Here is a 14,294-nt window from a genome sequence, read left to right as displayed (position 1 = left end):
AGGGCGGCTCCTTCGCAGCCTCGAGACCACCATGTCAGATACCTCGCTGAAATACCAGCAGAACGTGCGGCAGAGCGTCACCCCTGGATCGGCACCCACTCCGCCCCCACCCGGTGCACCGCCGGCCCGTGCCCCGGCAGCACGATCGCCGGGTAGGCCAGCGCCCGGGCGGACTCCACGGCGAGCGCCGGGTCCGCCGTGAAGAACGGCGTGATCATCCGGGGCCGCGGTGCCCACGACCCGGGCTGCGTGTCGTGGTGCGTGACGACGGCGTCGCCGGTGACGATCGCGTCGGCCGCGGGCAGCAGGTACGCGGTGGAGCCGTCGGTGTGCCCCGGGACGGGCAGCGGCGTCATCGCCCGGCCCTCGAAGTCGCGGGCTGTGAAGGCGCGGGCGCTCGGCACGGTCGTCGGGCGGAGTGCGTCCGAGGCGATCGCGCGGCCGAGCCAGCGGAGCACGCGGGGTGCGGCGAGCCGTCCGCCGATCTCGGCCGGCGTCACCTGCTGGCGCGTCGGTCCGCGGACGTTGTCGAGTTCGTCCGCGTGGGCCAGGACCTCGACGTGCGGGAAGCGCTCGAGGATCCCGGGCAGCCCGCCGACGTGGTCGACGTGGCCGTGGGTGACGTAGACGCGGCGGAGCTCGTCGAGGTCGTGGCCGGCGAGCAGCACGCTGTCGAGCACCAGGTCGGTGTCGGCCGGGTAGCCCGCGTCGATGAGGGCGACGCCGTCCTCTTCCGCCAGGACGACCCAGTTCGACACCGGCCCCTCGACGAAGACCACACCGGGTGCGACGGAGACGACGGAGCGCGGAGCACGAGGAGCCATGCCCCGACGCTACCGCCCGTCCTCGTCCGGCACGTCGCCGGGCCGGTGTCCCTCCGCGTCGCGACGGGCGCGTGTCTGGGCGGCCCGCGCCTCCAGGGCGTCGTCGTCCGGGTACCCCACCTCGGTGAGGGTGAGTCCGCGTGCCGGGGCGGTCGTGAAGGCGCTGGTCCGTTCCGCCGCGACCCGCAGCTCGTCGAGCTCGTCCGGCGTCAGCCGGCCCTCGCCGACGGCGAGGGTGCCGCCGACCATCGCCCGCACCATCGAGTGGCAGAACGCGTCGGCCTGGAGGCTCGCCACCAGTACGCCGTCCGGCTCACGTTCCCAGCGGAACTGCTGCAGGGTCCGGATCGTGGTCGCGCCGACGCGCGGCTTGCAGAACGCCGCGAAGTCGTGCAACCCGAGCAGCCGCAGCGCACCCCGCTCCATCGCCGCCGGGTCGAGGCGCCCCGGGTACCAGGTCGTGTGTCCACGGCGGAGTGGGTCGCGGAGGGCGTCGACGTCGGCGACCCGGTACCGGTAGCGCCGCCAGAGCGGGGAGAACCGCGCGTCGAACCCGGCCGGGGCGACGCGCACGCTGCGGACGACGATGTCCCCGTCGCCACCCGCGAGCCCGTTGAGCCGCCGGAGGAGTCCGCTGAAGGCATCGCGGACGGTGCCGTCGGCGCTGGGGCGCTTCGGCCGGGTCAGCGCGGCCCACTGGTCCGGGCTGAGGTCGAGGTGCGCGACCTGTCCGGTGGCGTGCACGCCGGCGTCGGTGCGGCCCGCGACCGTGAGCTGGGGCGGTTCGCCCCACCGGGTGAAGACGGTGGCGAGGGCGTCCTCGAGCACACCCTGCACGGTCCGGAGTGCGGGCTGGCGTGCCCACCCGGAGAAGCCGGAGCCGTCGTACGCCAGGTCGATCCGGAGTCGCGCGCCGGTGCCGTCCGCGCCGGGGTCGTCTGGTGTCCGGGCCGTCTCGCTCACGCCCTCCACGGTACCGATGTCAGCGCCACGTCAGTGCCGCGTGAGCGGGCCTCGGCAGTGTCGTCCCCGTACACGACGTCGACGGAAGGACACGACGATGACCACGACACCCCTCGCGGTGGAGGCCACTGGCCTCGTGAAGACGTTCGGCAGCAACCGGGCCGTGGACGGGGTCGACCTCCGCGTGGAGGCCGGCACGGTCTACGGGGTGCTCGGACCGAACGGCGCCGGCAAGACCACCACCATCAGCATGCTCGCGACCCTGCTCCGCCTGGACGGCGGCGAGGCGCGAGTGTTCGGCCACGACGTCCGCCGGGAGCCCCACGTGGTGCGCCAGCTCATCGGCGTGACCGGCCAGTACGCCAGCGTCGACGAGACGCTGAGCGCCACCGAGAACCTCGTCGTCTTCGGCCGGCTGCTCGGGCTGTCACGGACCGAGGCGAAGCGGAAGTCGACCGAGCTGCTCGAGCGCTTCGGGTTGAGCGAGGCCGCCCGACGACCGCTCCGCGGGTTCTCCGGGGGGATGCGCCGACGACTGGACCTGGCGGCGAGCCTCATCGCGCAGCCGCCGCTGATCTTCCTCGACGAGCCGACGACGGGCCTCGACCCGCGGACCCGGGCGCAGATGTGGGACACGATCCGGGAGCTCGTCGCCACCGGCTCGACCGTGCTGCTGACGACGCAGTACCTGGACGAGGCCGACCAGCTCGCGGACCGGATCGCGGTGATCGACCACGGGCGGGTGGTGGCCGAGGGCACGAGCGACGAGCTCAAGGCCTCGATCGGTACCGCGTCGCTGCAGCTCCGGCTGGCCGACTCCACCCCGCCACGTCTGGCCGAGGCGTCCGACCTGGTGCTCCGCGTGCTCGGCACCGCGGCGGTCGCGAGTCCCGAGGGCTCCCGGCTCACCGCGCCGATGGCGGACCCGGACCGTGTCACGGACCTGCTGGTGTCCTTCCGGGACGCCGGCATCTCCCTCACCGAGATGAGCGTGCAGAAGCCGACGCTCGACGAAGTGTTCCTCACCATCACCGGCGAAGGGGTGGGCGCCGATGCGTCCGCACCCGCCGACCGCACGCTCGAAGGGAGCAACGCATGACCACGCTCACCACCCCCGACCTGGCCTCGGCCACGTCCGGCGCACCGCGCATCACCCCGCGGCCGGGCGTCGGCGGTTCCGGCCTCAGCGCGACCGTCCGGCAGTCCCTCACGATGGCGTACCGCGGGCTCATCAAGGTCCGGCGCACACCGGAGCAGCTGTTCGACGTGACGCTCATGCCGATCGTCTTCACCGTGATGTTCACGTACATCTTCGGTGGCGCGATCGCCGGCGACGTCAGCAGCTACCTGCCGATCATCATCCCGGGCATCCTCGTGCAGACGAACATCACGTCGTCGATCGTCACCGGCGTGCAGCTCCGCGAGGACATGGACAAGGGCGTGTTCGACCGCTTCCGGTCCCTGCCGATCGCCCGCATCGCCCCGCTCGCCGGAGCCCTGCTCGCCGACACCGTCCGCTACGCGATCGCCACCACGATCACGTTCACGGTCGGCTTCATCATGGGGCTCCGTCCCGCGGGCGGGATCGGTGCGGTGCTCCTCGCCGGCCTGCTCGTGGTCGTCGTGGCCTGGGCGATCAGCTGGGTCTTCGCCTACTTCGGCGTGATTGCCCGGACGGCGTCGAGTGTCTCCGGTATCTCGAACCTGGTGCTCTTCCCGCTGACGTTCCTGTCGAACGCGTTCGTCCCTGCGGACACCCTGCCGGACTGGCTGCACTGGTTCTCCGACGTGAACCCGGTCTCGCACCTCATCACGGCGGTCCGCGACCTGGTCAACCACGGCACGGTCGGCGGCGACCTGTGGCTGAGCCTGCTCGGTGCGGCGATCATCGTCGCGGTGTTCGCCCCGCTCACCGTCCGGGCGTACATGCGGAAGGCCTGATCGCCTCGAGCACCGCACGCGCGGCAGCGACGGCCTCGGCCCGGGACGTCCCGGCCGAGGCCGTCTCGGCGTCCGCCACGAGTGCCTCGCCGACCGCGGCGACCACCAGCGGCCGGAGGCGTCGGTGGCCGAGGACCGCGAAGTCCTGCCGCGCACCGAGCCGGAGCGCGCTGCCCCAGGCTGCGGCGACGAGGGCGGGGGTGGGCGCGTCGGCACCGCGCCTGATCGCCTCGAGTGCGGCGCCGAGGACGGCCGTCCCCACCACGGGCAGGTCGTTCCAGAGTGCCGGGGTGCGGAGGCCGACCAGGGCGCTCACCCGGACCTGTCGGGCGACGTCCGCACGGGTCTCCCGGCCGTCCTGGAGGCCCGTCCCGGCCCCGGCGGACCGGCCCACCCCCGCCTCGCCCGCCGCCGCCTCGTCCTGCGCCACCTCGTCCTGCGCCGCCAGCAGGGCGGCGCCGACGATCATCACCCACTGGCTCGCCGCACGTCGGTGCGGCAGCACGCCGTCCCACGCCCGTCGGTACTCCCCGACCGCACGGACCGGGTCGCCCTCGGCGCGCGCGACCTCGGCGCGGACCGCGTGCGCGAGCAACCCCATCTGCGCACGTTCGCCGCCGGGGCCACCGCCCGGTCCGCCGACCGGCCCGACGCCGGGGGACGCCGGCAGCGCGGCGAGTTCGGTGGCCAGCGTCCGGGCGCGCTCGACGTCCCCGGTCGCCGCGGCACTCAGCCCGACGCTCCACCCCACCTCGATCAGGTCGTCCTCGGCGCCGAACTGCTCGAGTCGCGCACGGGCCGCGTCGGCTGCGTCGAGCGCCTGGTCGTACCGCCCGAGCTGCCCGGCGAGCTGCGTCACCGAGACGGCCGCGGTGCCCGAGGTCCAGACGTCCCCGGCCTGCTCGGCGAGCACCCGCGCACGGGTCGCGAAGCCCAGGGCGCGTTCGAGCTCGCCGTCGTTCTCGGTCAGCGGGGCGCTGAGCAGGTGTGCCAGGCAGGCCACCCCGGCGTCCGGGTCCTCGCGGAGCCGGGCCAGTGCGGCCTCACCGACGCTCCGACGCCCGAGGGTGAGCAGCAGTTCGGCCTGCGCGTCGACCACCGGCACGCCGGTCACCCCCGTCCGACGGAGGCGACGGAGCGCCGCGCGGGCACGGACCGAGGTGCGGCGGTCCGTGAAGGCCGCGGTCGCACAGGCGATGACGAGGCCGAGGACCGCCGCGGTGCGGACGCCCGGGTCGCTCGCGAGCGCGTTCGCCGGGTCGCCGCCGCCAGGTCCCAGTGTCCGGAGCGCCGCGACGACGTCCGGTGCGATGGCCGCGACCTCGCCGTGCGCCCCGCGGAACGACCAGTACCCGGCGAGCGCCGAGAAGAGCGGGGCGACCGCGACCGGGTCCCCGGCGCGGAGGGCCCAGCGCAGCATCGTGACGAGGTTGTCGGCCTCGCGTTCCAGGACCCGGAAGCGGGCGACCTGGTCCGTGGTCCGGACGATGAACAGGTCGTGCCCGGCGGCGGTCCGGCAGGCCCAGCGCGTCATCGCGGCGCGGACGTCGGCGGTCGCCCCGGACTCCTCGAGTCGTGCGGCACCGAACTCACGGACGGTCTCGAGCAGGCGGTAGCGGACCGGCTCCCCCTCTTGCTCGACGAGTTGCACGAGGGACTGCTCGACCAGTTCCGCCAGGTCGTCGAGGGCGTCGTGGACACGCTCCGGCGCGGCGACCGCTTCGACGGCGTCGACGGACAGCCCGTCCGGGAACAGCGCGAGGCGGGTCAGCAGGTCCCGGGCACCGGCGTCGAGCAGCCGCCAGCTCCACTCGATCACCGCCAGCAGGGTCCGGTGTCGCTCGGGCGCCGACCGGTCGCCGCCCCGGAGCAGCGCGAAGCGGTCGTCGAGTCGTCGCTCGATCTCGTCGACGCTCATCCCCCGGATCCGGGCGGCGGCGAGTTCGATCGCCAGCGGTGAACCGTCCAGCCGGGTGCAGATCCGGCGGACCGCGTCGACCGGCAGCACCGCCCCCGGTCGAGCGGCCCGTGCCCGGTCGGTGAACAGGCGGACGGCGGCCCCGTCGGCCTCGACCGGCAGCGGTGCCAGCGGCGCGACGACCTCGCCGGCGACCGCGAGCGGCGCGCGCGAGGTGGTCAGGATCCGCAGTCCGGGCAGCACCGCGAGCAGGTCCGCGGCGAACGCGGCGACCGGCTCGAGGATGTGCTCGCAGTTGTCGAGCACGAGCAGCGTGGGTTCCTCGCCGAGCGCCCGGACCACGCGGGTGCGCAGGTCGGCGATCACCGCGTCCCGGAGGCTCCGCGCACTGCGCACCTCGGCGAGCCCCAGGAGCGCGCCGATCGCGGGGACGACGTCCTCGCCGGTGGTGAGCGGTGCGAGCTCGACGACGACGACCCCGCAGTCCGCCGGCACGGTCGCCGCCGCAGCCTGGGCCAGTCGGGTCTTGCCGAGTCCACCGGCTCCGAGGATCGTCACCAGCCGCGCGGCGGACAGGAGGCGCGTGACGGCGGCGAGGTCGGCCTCCCGTCCGATGAGTGCGTTCGGGGCGGCCCGGAGCCCGACCCGACGGACCGAGCCGCTGGCGGGTCCGGCGCTCCGGAGCACGTCGGCGTTCAGTCGGACCAGGTCGGCCGAGGGGTCGGCGCCCAGTTCGTCGGACAGCCGGTCACGGTGCGCGGCGAAGACGGCGAGCGCCTCCGCCGACTGGCCGCCGGCCGCGAGTGCCCGGACGAGCCCGGCGACGACGGCCTCGTCGAAGGGGTCGGCCGCAGCCTCCTCGCGCCAGATCGCGGCGGCGGTGTCCGGCTGGCCGTCGGACTGGAGGAGCGTGGCCAGTCGTCGACGGAGGTCTCGTCGGACCGCGCTCGCGCGGTCGGCGAGTGCCGTCCCGACCGGACCCTCGAGGTCGCCGCCGGGCTCACCGCGCCAGCGGTCCAGTGCTGCACGGAGCGCCGCGGCGTCCCCGGATGCGTCCGGGGGGCCGTCGAGCGTCCGTTCGGCCGCCCCCAGGTCCGTCGCGTCGGCATCCACCCCGAGGGCGTACCCGGCGGCGGTCGAGACGACGAGCCCGTCGGCGATCGCGCGGCGGAGGCGGGAGACGAGGGTCTGCAGGGCCGCTCGGGCGCCCTTCGGGGGTTCGTCACCCCACAGGTCGTCGATGAGGGAGCCGGTGGTCACGGCGCGGCCGCGCGCCAGCACGAGTGCGGTGAGGAAGGTGCGTGCCAGTGCCCCGGGCAGCGGCACGAGCGTGCCGGTGGGGTCCTCGGCGAGCACCGGACCGAGGACGGCGATGCGCGGCGCGGACACGTGAGGAGTCTAGGCGCGAGGTCCGTCAGGGCCAGCCGGTCAGGGCGAGCCCGTCAGGTCGACGGTCCGGTCTCGGTGTCGACGTCCTGCGTCGCCCGACGCTCGGACTCGACGATCCCCCGGAGCGACACCAGCGCCGACGACGTCACCGCCACGTCGGACGGGTTCTCGCGGGAGGCGTCGAGTGCGTGCTCGAGTTCCGAGATCGCCCGGTCGCCCTCCTCCGGCGGGTGGTCGCCGCGCACCATCGCCGCGACCTGCCGGATCGCCGTCGTGAGGGGCTCGGTGAACGCCTCGTCCGGCCGACCGAGGTTCGAGGACACCGGACCCGACCGGGCCACGAGCTCGGTGAGGTCCGTCGTGTACCAGGCGACCCGCTCGAGCGCCCGGAAGCGCGACCCGTCGTGCTGCAGCCGCGCCCGTGATCCCCGCAGAGCGCCGCGCGGGTTGATGCGCCGGCTCTCCTGCGCGATCGACACCCGGCTGCGGACGTCGGCGATGGCCCGGTCCAGGCGGTCCTGCGCCCGGTCCCAGGCCCGCTCGTCCCGCTCGCCCTGCTCCAGGACGTCGGCCAGGCCGTCGAGGTGCTCGGCCAGAACACTGTTCACCTGGTCGATACGTCGCTCGGCGTCCCAGAAGCGCAGCGGCGGGAACACCAGGAAGTTCACCAGCAGGCCGACGACCACGCCGACGGCCATCTGCACGAGGTACCCGAGCGAGTACCCCTCGGCGTGCGCACCGCCGACCAGCAGGACGAACAGCGCCGCCGTCGACACCCAGGAGCTGCCCTCGCCGAGGATCCGGAACCCGCCCACGAGCACCCCGACCCCGACCGCCAGCGCGACCGCGAGGACACCGGGGTCCCCCACCCACATCGTGAAGGCGGCCACCGCGATGCCCAGTGCGATGCCGACCAGGGTCTGCACGCCGCTCCGGAGGCCCGCGAACACCGTCGTCTGCATCGCGACCACGGCGCCGAGCGGGGCGTAGTACGGGTAGTCGGACGCGACTCCGGGAACGTACCGGGCGACGACCCATGCGATCGCTGCGGCAGCGGCGGCCTTGGCGGCGTGGAGCAGGCGCGGCTGCGTGCCGGAACTCCGGCTCCACCGCCAGACGCGCGTGCCGACCCCCGCGATGTGCTGGAACTGCATGGGTGCTCTCATCTCGTCGGCCGACACGCTACGCGGCGGCCGCTGGTCGGGCCTCCGGGGTCGGGGCCGTCGGGGCGGGGACCCGTGGACGTGCAGGAGGGCCCCCGCAGCCTGCGCTGCGAGGGCCCTCCTGGTGGTGCGGTGCGACTACTTGGACGAGTCCGCGGCGTCGTCCGACTTGGCAGCGGCGTCGGCCTCGACCTCGGCAGCAGCGTCGGTCGTGGTCTCCTCGGCGACCGGGGCCGACTCCTCGGTGGTCTCGGTCTCGTCGACCGGGGCCTCCGTGGTGTCGGTCTCCGTCGCGGCCGGCGCAGCGGCGGCCGGAGCAGCCTTGCGCGAGACCGGAGCCGGCGTGCTCGAGACGGGCTCGAGGACGAGCTCGATCGAGGCGAGGGGAGCGTTGTCGCCCTTGCGGAAGCCGAGCTTCGTGATGCGGGTGTAACCGCCCTGGCGGTCGGCCACCTGCGGCGCGATCTCCGTGAACAGCGTGTGCACGACGGTCTTGTCGCGCAGGGCTGCGATCACACGACGACGAGCGTGCAGGTCGCCACGCTTCGCGAACGTGATGAGTCGCTCGGCGACCGGGCGGAGGCGCTTGGCCTTCGTCTCGGTCGTGGTGATGCGGCCGTGCGTGAACAGGGCGTTGGCGAGGTTGCTCAGGAGCAGGCGCTCGTGGGCGGGACCGCCACCGAGGCGGGGGCCCTTGGTGGGCTTCGGCATGTCAGTTCTCCAGTGGTGATGTTGGTGCGCCCCGTGTCAGGAGCGCGTGCGCGTCAGCGCGAGGTCAGTTGCTGGACTCGTCCTCGTCGTACCCGCTGTAGAAGTGGGCACCATCGAATCCGGGGACGGTGTCCTTGAGGGACAGGCCGAGCTCGGTGAGCTTGTCCTTGACCTCGTCCACCGACTTCTGGCCGAAGTTGCGGATGTTCATGAGCTGCGTCTCCGAGAGGGCGACGAGCTCGGACACCGTGTTGATGCCCTCGCGCTTCAGGCAGTTGTAGCTACGGACCGACAGGTCGAGGTCCTCGATCGGGGTCTGCAGTTCGTTCGAGAGCACGGCGTCGACCGGCGCGGGGCCGATCTCGATGCCCTCGGCCGCGGTGTTCAGCTCGCGGGCGAGACCGAACAGCTCGACGAGCGTCCGACCGGCCGACGCGATGGCGTCGCGCGGCGTGATGGCCGGCTTCGACTCGACGTCGACGACCAGACGGTCGAAGTCCGTGCGCTCACCGGCACGCGTCGCCTCGACGCGGTAGGTGACCTTGAGCACGGGCGAGTAGATCGAGTCGATCGGGATCTGACCGGCCTCGCTGAACTCCGAGCGGTTCTGGGTCGCCGAGACGTAGCCGCGGCCACGCTCGATCGTCAGTTCCAGCTCGAAGCGGGCGGAGTCGTTCAGGGTCGCGATGACGAGGTCCGGGTTGTGGATCTCGACACCGGCCGGCGCGGAGATGTCCGCGGCGGTGACCTGACCGGCACCCTGCTTGCGCAGGTAGGCGGTGATCGGCTCGTCGTGCTCGCTGGAGACGACCAGGCTCTTGATGTTCAGGATGATCTCGGTGACGTCTTCCTTGACACCGGGAACGGTGCTGAACTCGTGGAGGACACCGTCGATGCGGATGCTCGTGACTGCAGCACCGGGGATGGACGAGAGGAGCGTGCGGCGCAGCGAGTTGCCGAGGGTGTACCCGAAGCCCGGCTCGAGCGGTTCGATGACGAAGCGCGAGCGGAATTCGGAGATGGACTCCTCGTTCAGGGTGGGGCGCTGTGCAATGAGCACTGTGGAATTCCTTTCGGCGAAGTGTCCGCTATATGACACTTGGCGGTACGACGGGGCCGGCCGGGCCCCGACGGGTCTGTTTCAGTTGTGATCACGCGCACAGGAGTGCGCGATCGAACGACCAGGAATGGCCGCCCCCACTCGTCCCGGTCAGGGAACGAGCGGGGAACGGCCTGTTGCTCCTCGCGTCAGACGCGGCGGCGCTTCGGCGGGCGGCACCCGTTGTGCGCCTGCGGCGTCACGTCGTTGATCGAACCGACCTCGAGGCCAGCGGCCTGGAGCGAACGGATCGCCGTCTCACGACCGGAACCCGGCCCCTTGACGAAGACGTCGACCTTCTTGACGCCGTGCTCCGCTGCCTGACGAGCAGCCGACTCGGCGGCGAGCTGCGCCGCGAACGGCGTCGACTTGCGCGAGCCCTTGAAGCCGACGGCCCCGGAGGACGCCCAGCTGAGGACGGCACCCGACGGGTCGGTGATGCTGACGATGGTGTTGTTGAACGTGCTCTTGATGTGGGCCTGGCCCACAGCGACGTTCTTCTTCTCCTTGCGGCGCGGCTTGCGCGCGGCGGTCTTGGGGGTAGCCATCGTGATCTCCTATCGAGCCTTCTTCTTGCCTGCCACGGTGCGCTTCGGACCCTTGCGGGTACGAGCGTTCGTCTTGGTGCGCTGACCGCGCACCGGGAGACCGCGACGGTGGCGGAGACCCTCGTAGCTACCGATCTCGACCTTGCGGCGGATGTCGGCGGCGACCTCACGGCGAAGGTCACCCTCCACCTTGAAGGTGCCCTCGATGAAGTCGCGGAGGGCGACGAGCTGGTCGTCGGTGAGGTCCTTGACGCGGATGTCGCCGGAGATGCCGGTCTCCGCGAGCGTCTGGACGGCGCGGGTACGGCCGACCCCGTAGATGTAGGTGAGTGCGATCTCCACGCGCTTCTCGCGCGGGATGTCGACGCCTGCTAGACGTGCCATTGTGCTGGCTGCTCCTGTTGTCGATGGAGGTGTGGCGCAGTGCCGGTGCCCGGGCCTCCGACCCGAGGTGTCCCCCACCCGCTGATGCGGACGGGATCTGACACTGCGTTGTCGATGTTCAGTTGTGGGTCGTGCTCGAGCCGCTGGCAGTCTCGCGACCGGCGGCCCCGGTCGTGCAGCCGGACCGGAGTCCGTTCCGGAGCAGCTCTCGCTGGTCCGTCAGGGACTAGCCCTGGCGCTGCTTGTGACGCGGGTTGCTCTTGCAGATCACCATGACGCGGCCCTTGCGGCGGATGACGCGGCAGTGCTCGCAGATGACCTTGACGCTGGGGTTGACCTTCATTGTTCGTTCCTCGTGCTCGCTGGCTTCGTGCTCGGCGGGTTCGCCTTGCCGTTCCTTTCCAGCTCGCGGATCACTTGTAGCGGTAGACGATCCGGCCGCGGGTCAGGTCGTACGGGCTCAGCTCGACGATCACGCGGTCCTCAGGGAGGATGCGGATGTAGTGCTGGCGCATCTTCCCGGAGATGTGCGCGAGGACCTTGTGTCCGTTGGTCAGCTCAACGCGGAACATCGCGTTGGGCAGAGCTTCGAGCACCGAGCCTTCGATCTCGATGACGCCGTCTTTCTTGGCCATAGCCTCACTGTCGCTTGGTTGGATTACCGGTGTGATCCCCGAGCCGGTCTGCGGGTTCGGGCGCCACGCCAGAAGGCATGGCACACCAAAGATCGATCTTATGTGGTAGACGGCGGATTGCCAAGTGCTGGTTCGACCTTCCGCGAGTCGGGGGCCCGTCCAGAGCCCGAGGAGCACCCCAGTGCAGGGGACGGAGCGCGCTCCGCGGTGCGCAGGGACGCCGTTCCACAGCGACCTCATGCCTTCTCCGTCGTCGACACGGAGCCCGGAGCCGTACGGTGACGGGAGCAGTGACCGAAGGAGGACACCCGTGCCCGACGCCCCCGGCCGCCCGCGCCCCGTCGCGCGCCACGGTCGACTCCCCCGCCGACGCGGGTGGACGACCCTCCTCACCGTCGTCGCCGCAGCGGCCGCGGTGGTCCTGGTCAGCGGCACCAGCGTCGCCACGATCGCCGCCGCGCAGCTCGCCACCTCGACCAGGACCGTGCCGCTGAGCACCGATGACCAGAGCACCGCGAAGACCGCCGACATCACCGCCATCAAGGGCGGCGCGAACATCCTGCTCATCGGCAGTGACACCCGCGTCGGACAGTTCGATTCCGACGAGGACGTCGAGGGTGCCCGCAACGACGTCACGATGCTCGTGCACGTCTCCGAGGACCACCAGCAGCTCACCGCCGTCAGCTTCCCCCGTGACCTCATGGTCCCGATCCCGGCGTGCACCAACCCGGAGACCGGCACCACCTACCCCGCAGCGGCATCCGCGCAGTTCAACACCGCGCTCGGCAACGGCGGCGTCTCGTGCGTCGTCGACACCGTCGAGAACCTCACCGGCCTGACCGTCCCCTACGCCGGACTCATCACCTTCGACGGCGTCATCGAGATGTCGAACGCCCTCGGCGGGGTCGACGTCTGCGTGGCGTCCCCGATCGACGACTCCTTCACCGGGCTGCACCTCAGCGCCGGCGCGCACTCGCTGCAGGGCACGGACGCACTCGCCTACCTGCGTTCCCGGCACGGCGTCGGTGACGGCAGCGACCTGGCCCGGATCAGCTCGCAACAGGTGTTCCTGTCGGCACTCCTCCGTCAGGTGACGTCGAACGGCACGCTCTCGAACCCGCTCACGCTCTACAAACTGGCCGGTGCCGCACTGTCGAACATGACCCTGTCGGACGGCCTCGCCCAGACCCGGACCCTCGTCGGACTCGCCTCCACCCTGCGCGGCATGAGCACGTCGAGCATGCTCTTCGTGCAGTACCCGGTCGTCGACGACCCCGCGGACCCGGCCCGGGTGGTCGTGGACGAGACGAACGCCCATGCCCTCAACGTGGCCCTGCAGACGGACGAGCGGACGTCGCTGAGCGACTCCTCGACGGGCCGTGCGTCCCGGGAGTCGTCCGGCACCGCGAGTCCGTCGCCGACGTCCGCTCCGTCCACCCCGGCGGGCTCCTCCTCCGCGGCGACCTCCGAGTCCGGCACACCGGCTCCGGAGACCACGACGACGAGCAGCCCGTCCTCGACGCCGCTGCCGTCGTCGATCACCGGGCAGAGCGCAGCCGAACAGACCTGCTCGGTGGGCAACTGACCGTCGTCTCGCGGCGACGACGTGGCCGGGCCACGACATGACGGGAGGCCCGTTGCCAGCTGGCGACGGGCCTCCCGTCATGCGGGTGGTGCGCTGGCACCGGCCGCGCGCTCGTCGACGCATGCTCGCTGGCGCAGACTCGTTGATGCGTGCTCGCCGAAGCGGGCTGCTCGACGCAGGCTCGTCGGTGCGTGTTCGTCGGTGCGTGTTCGCCGGGGCGCGCTCTCCGGAGCCGACAGGACGGACGGCCCGGATCGGACCGCTCGGGGCCACTCGGGGCCGCTCGGCCCGGCCTGCTCCGCTCGGAGCGCTACGGCACCGGGACCGGGGTCACGCCCAGCGGCTCGAGCGCCGCTGCACCGCCGTCGGCGGCCGTCAGGACCCAGATACCACCCGCGTGCACCGCGACGCTGTGCTCCCAGTGAGCAGCGTCGGACCCGTCGAGCGTGCGCACCGTCCACTCGTCGGCGTCCGTCGAGCTGTCGATCGTGCCCGCGGTCACCATCGGCTCGATCGCGACGGCCAGGCCGGGCTTGACGGCGGGACCCGCCCCGCGGACGCGGTAGTTGAAGACCGGCGGCTCTTCGTGCATCGAACGACCGATGCCGTGACCGGTGAAGTCCTCGACGATGCCCCACTCGCCGGTCTCGTCGATGGCGTCCTCGACCGCCGCACCGACCTCGTGCAGGTTCTTCGCGTGCGCCAGCGCGGCGACCCCGTGCCAGAGCGACCGCTCGGTGGTGTCGCACAGCTTCTGGCGGGCCGCCGTCGTGTCCGCGTCGCCGCCGGGGACGACGGTGCTGAAGGCGCTGTCCCCGTTCCATCCGTCCACCTCGGCACCGGCGTCGACCGAGACGATGTCGCCCGGTTCGAGCACGCGGTCCCCCGGGATGCCGTGCACGATCTCGTCGTTCACCGACACGCACAGGGTGTGTCGGTAGCCGGGCACCAACTGGAAGTTCGGCACACCGCCGCCGTCGCGGATCGTCTGCTCGGCGATCGCGTCGAGCTCACCCGTGGTGATACCCGGCCGGATCGCGGCACGCACGGCGTCGAGCGCCTGTGCGGTGAGGAGCCCGGGCCGCACCATGGCGCGGAGCTCCTCGGGAGTCTTGTAGATCGAGGGCTTCCGGA

General features: G+C 72.3%; 14 protein-coding genes. 3 read left to right on the top strand and 11 right to left on the bottom strand.

All coding sequences use genetic code 11. From position 1 onward, the window contains the following. Positions 1-77 precede the first annotated feature (77 nt). Positions 78-824, bottom strand: coding sequence for an MBL fold metallo-hydrolase (locus SOM35_RS11075; protein ID WP_320515416.1), 747 nt, complete (start codon positions 822-824; stop codon positions 78-80). A gap of 9 nt (positions 825-833) precedes the next feature. Further along, positions 834-1,787 carry a tRNA pseudouridine synthase A gene (locus SOM35_RS11070; protein ID WP_221849438.1) on the bottom strand — a complete coding sequence of 318 codons (954 nt, stop codon included), beginning with the start codon at positions 1,785-1,787 and terminating at the stop codon, positions 834-836. Between the two features lie 97 nt (positions 1,788-1,884). Between SOM35_RS11070 and SOM35_RS11065 the strand changes: the two genes are divergently transcribed. Both SOM35_RS11065 and SOM35_RS11060 read left to right on the top strand, forming a co-directional pair. Beyond that, on the top strand, positions 1,885-2,886 hold the full coding sequence (locus SOM35_RS11065) for an ATP-binding cassette domain-containing protein (protein ID WP_320515415.1): 1,002 nt from the start codon (positions 1,885-1,887) through the stop codon (positions 2,884-2,886). Beyond that, positions 2,883-3,728, top strand: a complete 846-nt coding sequence (locus SOM35_RS11060; RefSeq protein WP_320515414.1) for an ABC transporter permease — start codon at positions 2,883-2,885, stop codon at positions 3,726-3,728. Before SOM35_RS11065 ends, SOM35_RS11060 begins: the two co-directional genes overlap by 4 nt. Here SOM35_RS11060 and SOM35_RS11055 read toward each other — a convergent pair. From SOM35_RS11055 to infA, 8 genes are all read right to left on the bottom strand, one after another. Next, positions 3,697-7,035 carry an AfsR/SARP family transcriptional regulator gene (locus SOM35_RS11055; protein ID WP_320515413.1) on the bottom strand — a complete coding sequence of 1,113 codons (3,339 nt, stop codon included), beginning with the start codon at positions 7,033-7,035 and terminating at the stop codon, positions 3,697-3,699. The two genes, SOM35_RS11060 and SOM35_RS11055, sit on opposite strands and share 32 nt — an antisense overlap. A gap of 53 nt (positions 7,036-7,088) precedes the next feature. Further along, positions 7,089-8,189, bottom strand: coding sequence for an aromatic acid exporter family protein (locus SOM35_RS11050; RefSeq protein WP_320515412.1), 1,101 nt, complete (start codon positions 8,187-8,189; stop codon positions 7,089-7,091). Between the two features lie 147 nt (positions 8,190-8,336). Continuing rightward, a complete protein-coding gene (rplQ, locus tag SOM35_RS11045) occupies positions 8,337-8,909 on the bottom strand; it encodes a 50S ribosomal protein L17 (protein WP_320515411.1) in 573 nt (190 codons plus the stop codon). Between the two features lie 64 nt (positions 8,910-8,973). Continuing rightward, positions 8,974-9,969: a DNA-directed RNA polymerase subunit alpha gene (locus SOM35_RS11040; protein ID WP_110824226.1), complete on the bottom strand. Its 996-nt coding sequence runs from the start codon at positions 9,967-9,969 to the stop codon at positions 8,974-8,976. Positions 9,970-10,157: 188 nt separating this feature from the next. Beyond that, entirely contained in the window at positions 10,158-10,556 is a 399-nt protein-coding gene (gene rpsK, locus SOM35_RS11035; protein ID WP_110824227.1) for a 30S ribosomal protein S11, read from the bottom strand. A 9-nt stretch (positions 10,557-10,565) separates the two neighbouring features. Continuing rightward, complete coding sequence (rpsM, locus tag SOM35_RS11030) at positions 10,566-10,940, bottom strand: 30S ribosomal protein S13 (RefSeq protein WP_110903552.1); 375 nt, start codon at positions 10,938-10,940, stop codon at positions 10,566-10,568. Between the two features lie 226 nt (positions 10,941-11,166). Further along, the gene (rpmJ, locus tag SOM35_RS11025) at positions 11,167-11,283 is read right to left on the bottom strand and encodes a 50S ribosomal protein L36 (protein WP_111073925.1); all 117 of its coding nucleotides are present in this window, start codon (positions 11,281-11,283) and stop codon (positions 11,167-11,169) included. 70 nt (positions 11,284-11,353) lie between these two features. Beyond that, the gene (gene infA, locus SOM35_RS11020; RefSeq protein WP_017885509.1) at positions 11,354-11,575 is read right to left on the bottom strand and encodes a translation initiation factor IF-1; all 222 of its coding nucleotides are present in this window, start codon (positions 11,573-11,575) and stop codon (positions 11,354-11,356) included. A gap of 310 nt (positions 11,576-11,885) precedes the next feature. Here infA and SOM35_RS11015 point away from each other — a divergent pair, with 310 nt between their 5' ends. Further along, a complete protein-coding gene (locus tag SOM35_RS11015; RefSeq protein ID WP_320515410.1) occupies positions 11,886-13,160 on the top strand; it encodes an LCP family protein in 1,275 nt (424 codons plus the stop codon). A gap of 310 nt (positions 13,161-13,470) precedes the next feature. On the opposite strand, the gene map is transcribed toward SOM35_RS11015, so the two are convergent. Then, complete coding sequence (gene map, locus SOM35_RS11010) at positions 13,471-14,250, bottom strand: type I methionyl aminopeptidase (RefSeq protein ID WP_414648569.1); 780 nt, start codon at positions 14,248-14,250, stop codon at positions 13,471-13,473. Positions 14,251-14,294 lie beyond the last annotated feature (44 nt).

This window comes from Curtobacterium sp. CFBP9011, assembly GCF_034045095.1.
Lineage (GTDB): Bacteria > Actinomycetota > Actinomycetes > Actinomycetales > Microbacteriaceae > Curtobacterium.
Note: the sequence above shows the minus strand (reverse complement) of the source record. Positions and strands in the feature narration are given on the sequence as shown.

Coding starts and splice junctions, on each gene's coding strand:
- rpmJ (WP_111073925.1), bottom strand. CDS start 11,283: ATGAAGGTCAACCCCAGCGTCAAGGTCATCTGCGAGCACTGCCGCGTC.
- SOM35_RS11050 (WP_320515412.1), bottom strand. CDS start 8,189: ATGCAGTTCCAGCACATCGCGGGGGTCGGCACGCGCGTCTGGCGGTGG.
- rplQ (WP_320515411.1), bottom strand. CDS start 8,909: ATGCCGAAGCCCACCAAGGGCCCCCGCCTCGGTGGCGGTCCCGCCCAC.
- rpsK (WP_110824227.1), bottom strand. CDS start 10,556: ATGGCTACCCCCAAGACCGCCGCGCGCAAGCCGCGCCGCAAGGAGAAG.
- SOM35_RS11065 (WP_320515415.1), top strand. CDS start 1,885: ATGACCACGACACCCCTCGCGGTGGAGGCCACTGGCCTCGTGAAGACG.
- rpsM (WP_110903552.1), bottom strand. CDS start 10,940: ATGGCACGTCTAGCAGGCGTCGACATCCCGCGCGAGAAGCGCGTGGAG.
- infA (WP_017885509.1), bottom strand. CDS start 11,575: ATGGCCAAGAAAGACGGCGTCATCGAGATCGAAGGCTCGGTGCTCGAA.
- map (WP_414648569.1), bottom strand. CDS start 14,250: ATGGTGCGGCCCGGGCTCCTCACCGCACAGGCGCTCGACGCCGTGCGT.
- SOM35_RS11075 (WP_320515416.1), bottom strand. CDS start 824: ATGGCTCCTCGTGCTCCGCGCTCCGTCGTCTCCGTCGCACCCGGTGTG.
- SOM35_RS11060 (WP_320515414.1), top strand. CDS start 2,883: ATGACCACGCTCACCACCCCCGACCTGGCCTCGGCCACGTCCGGCGCA.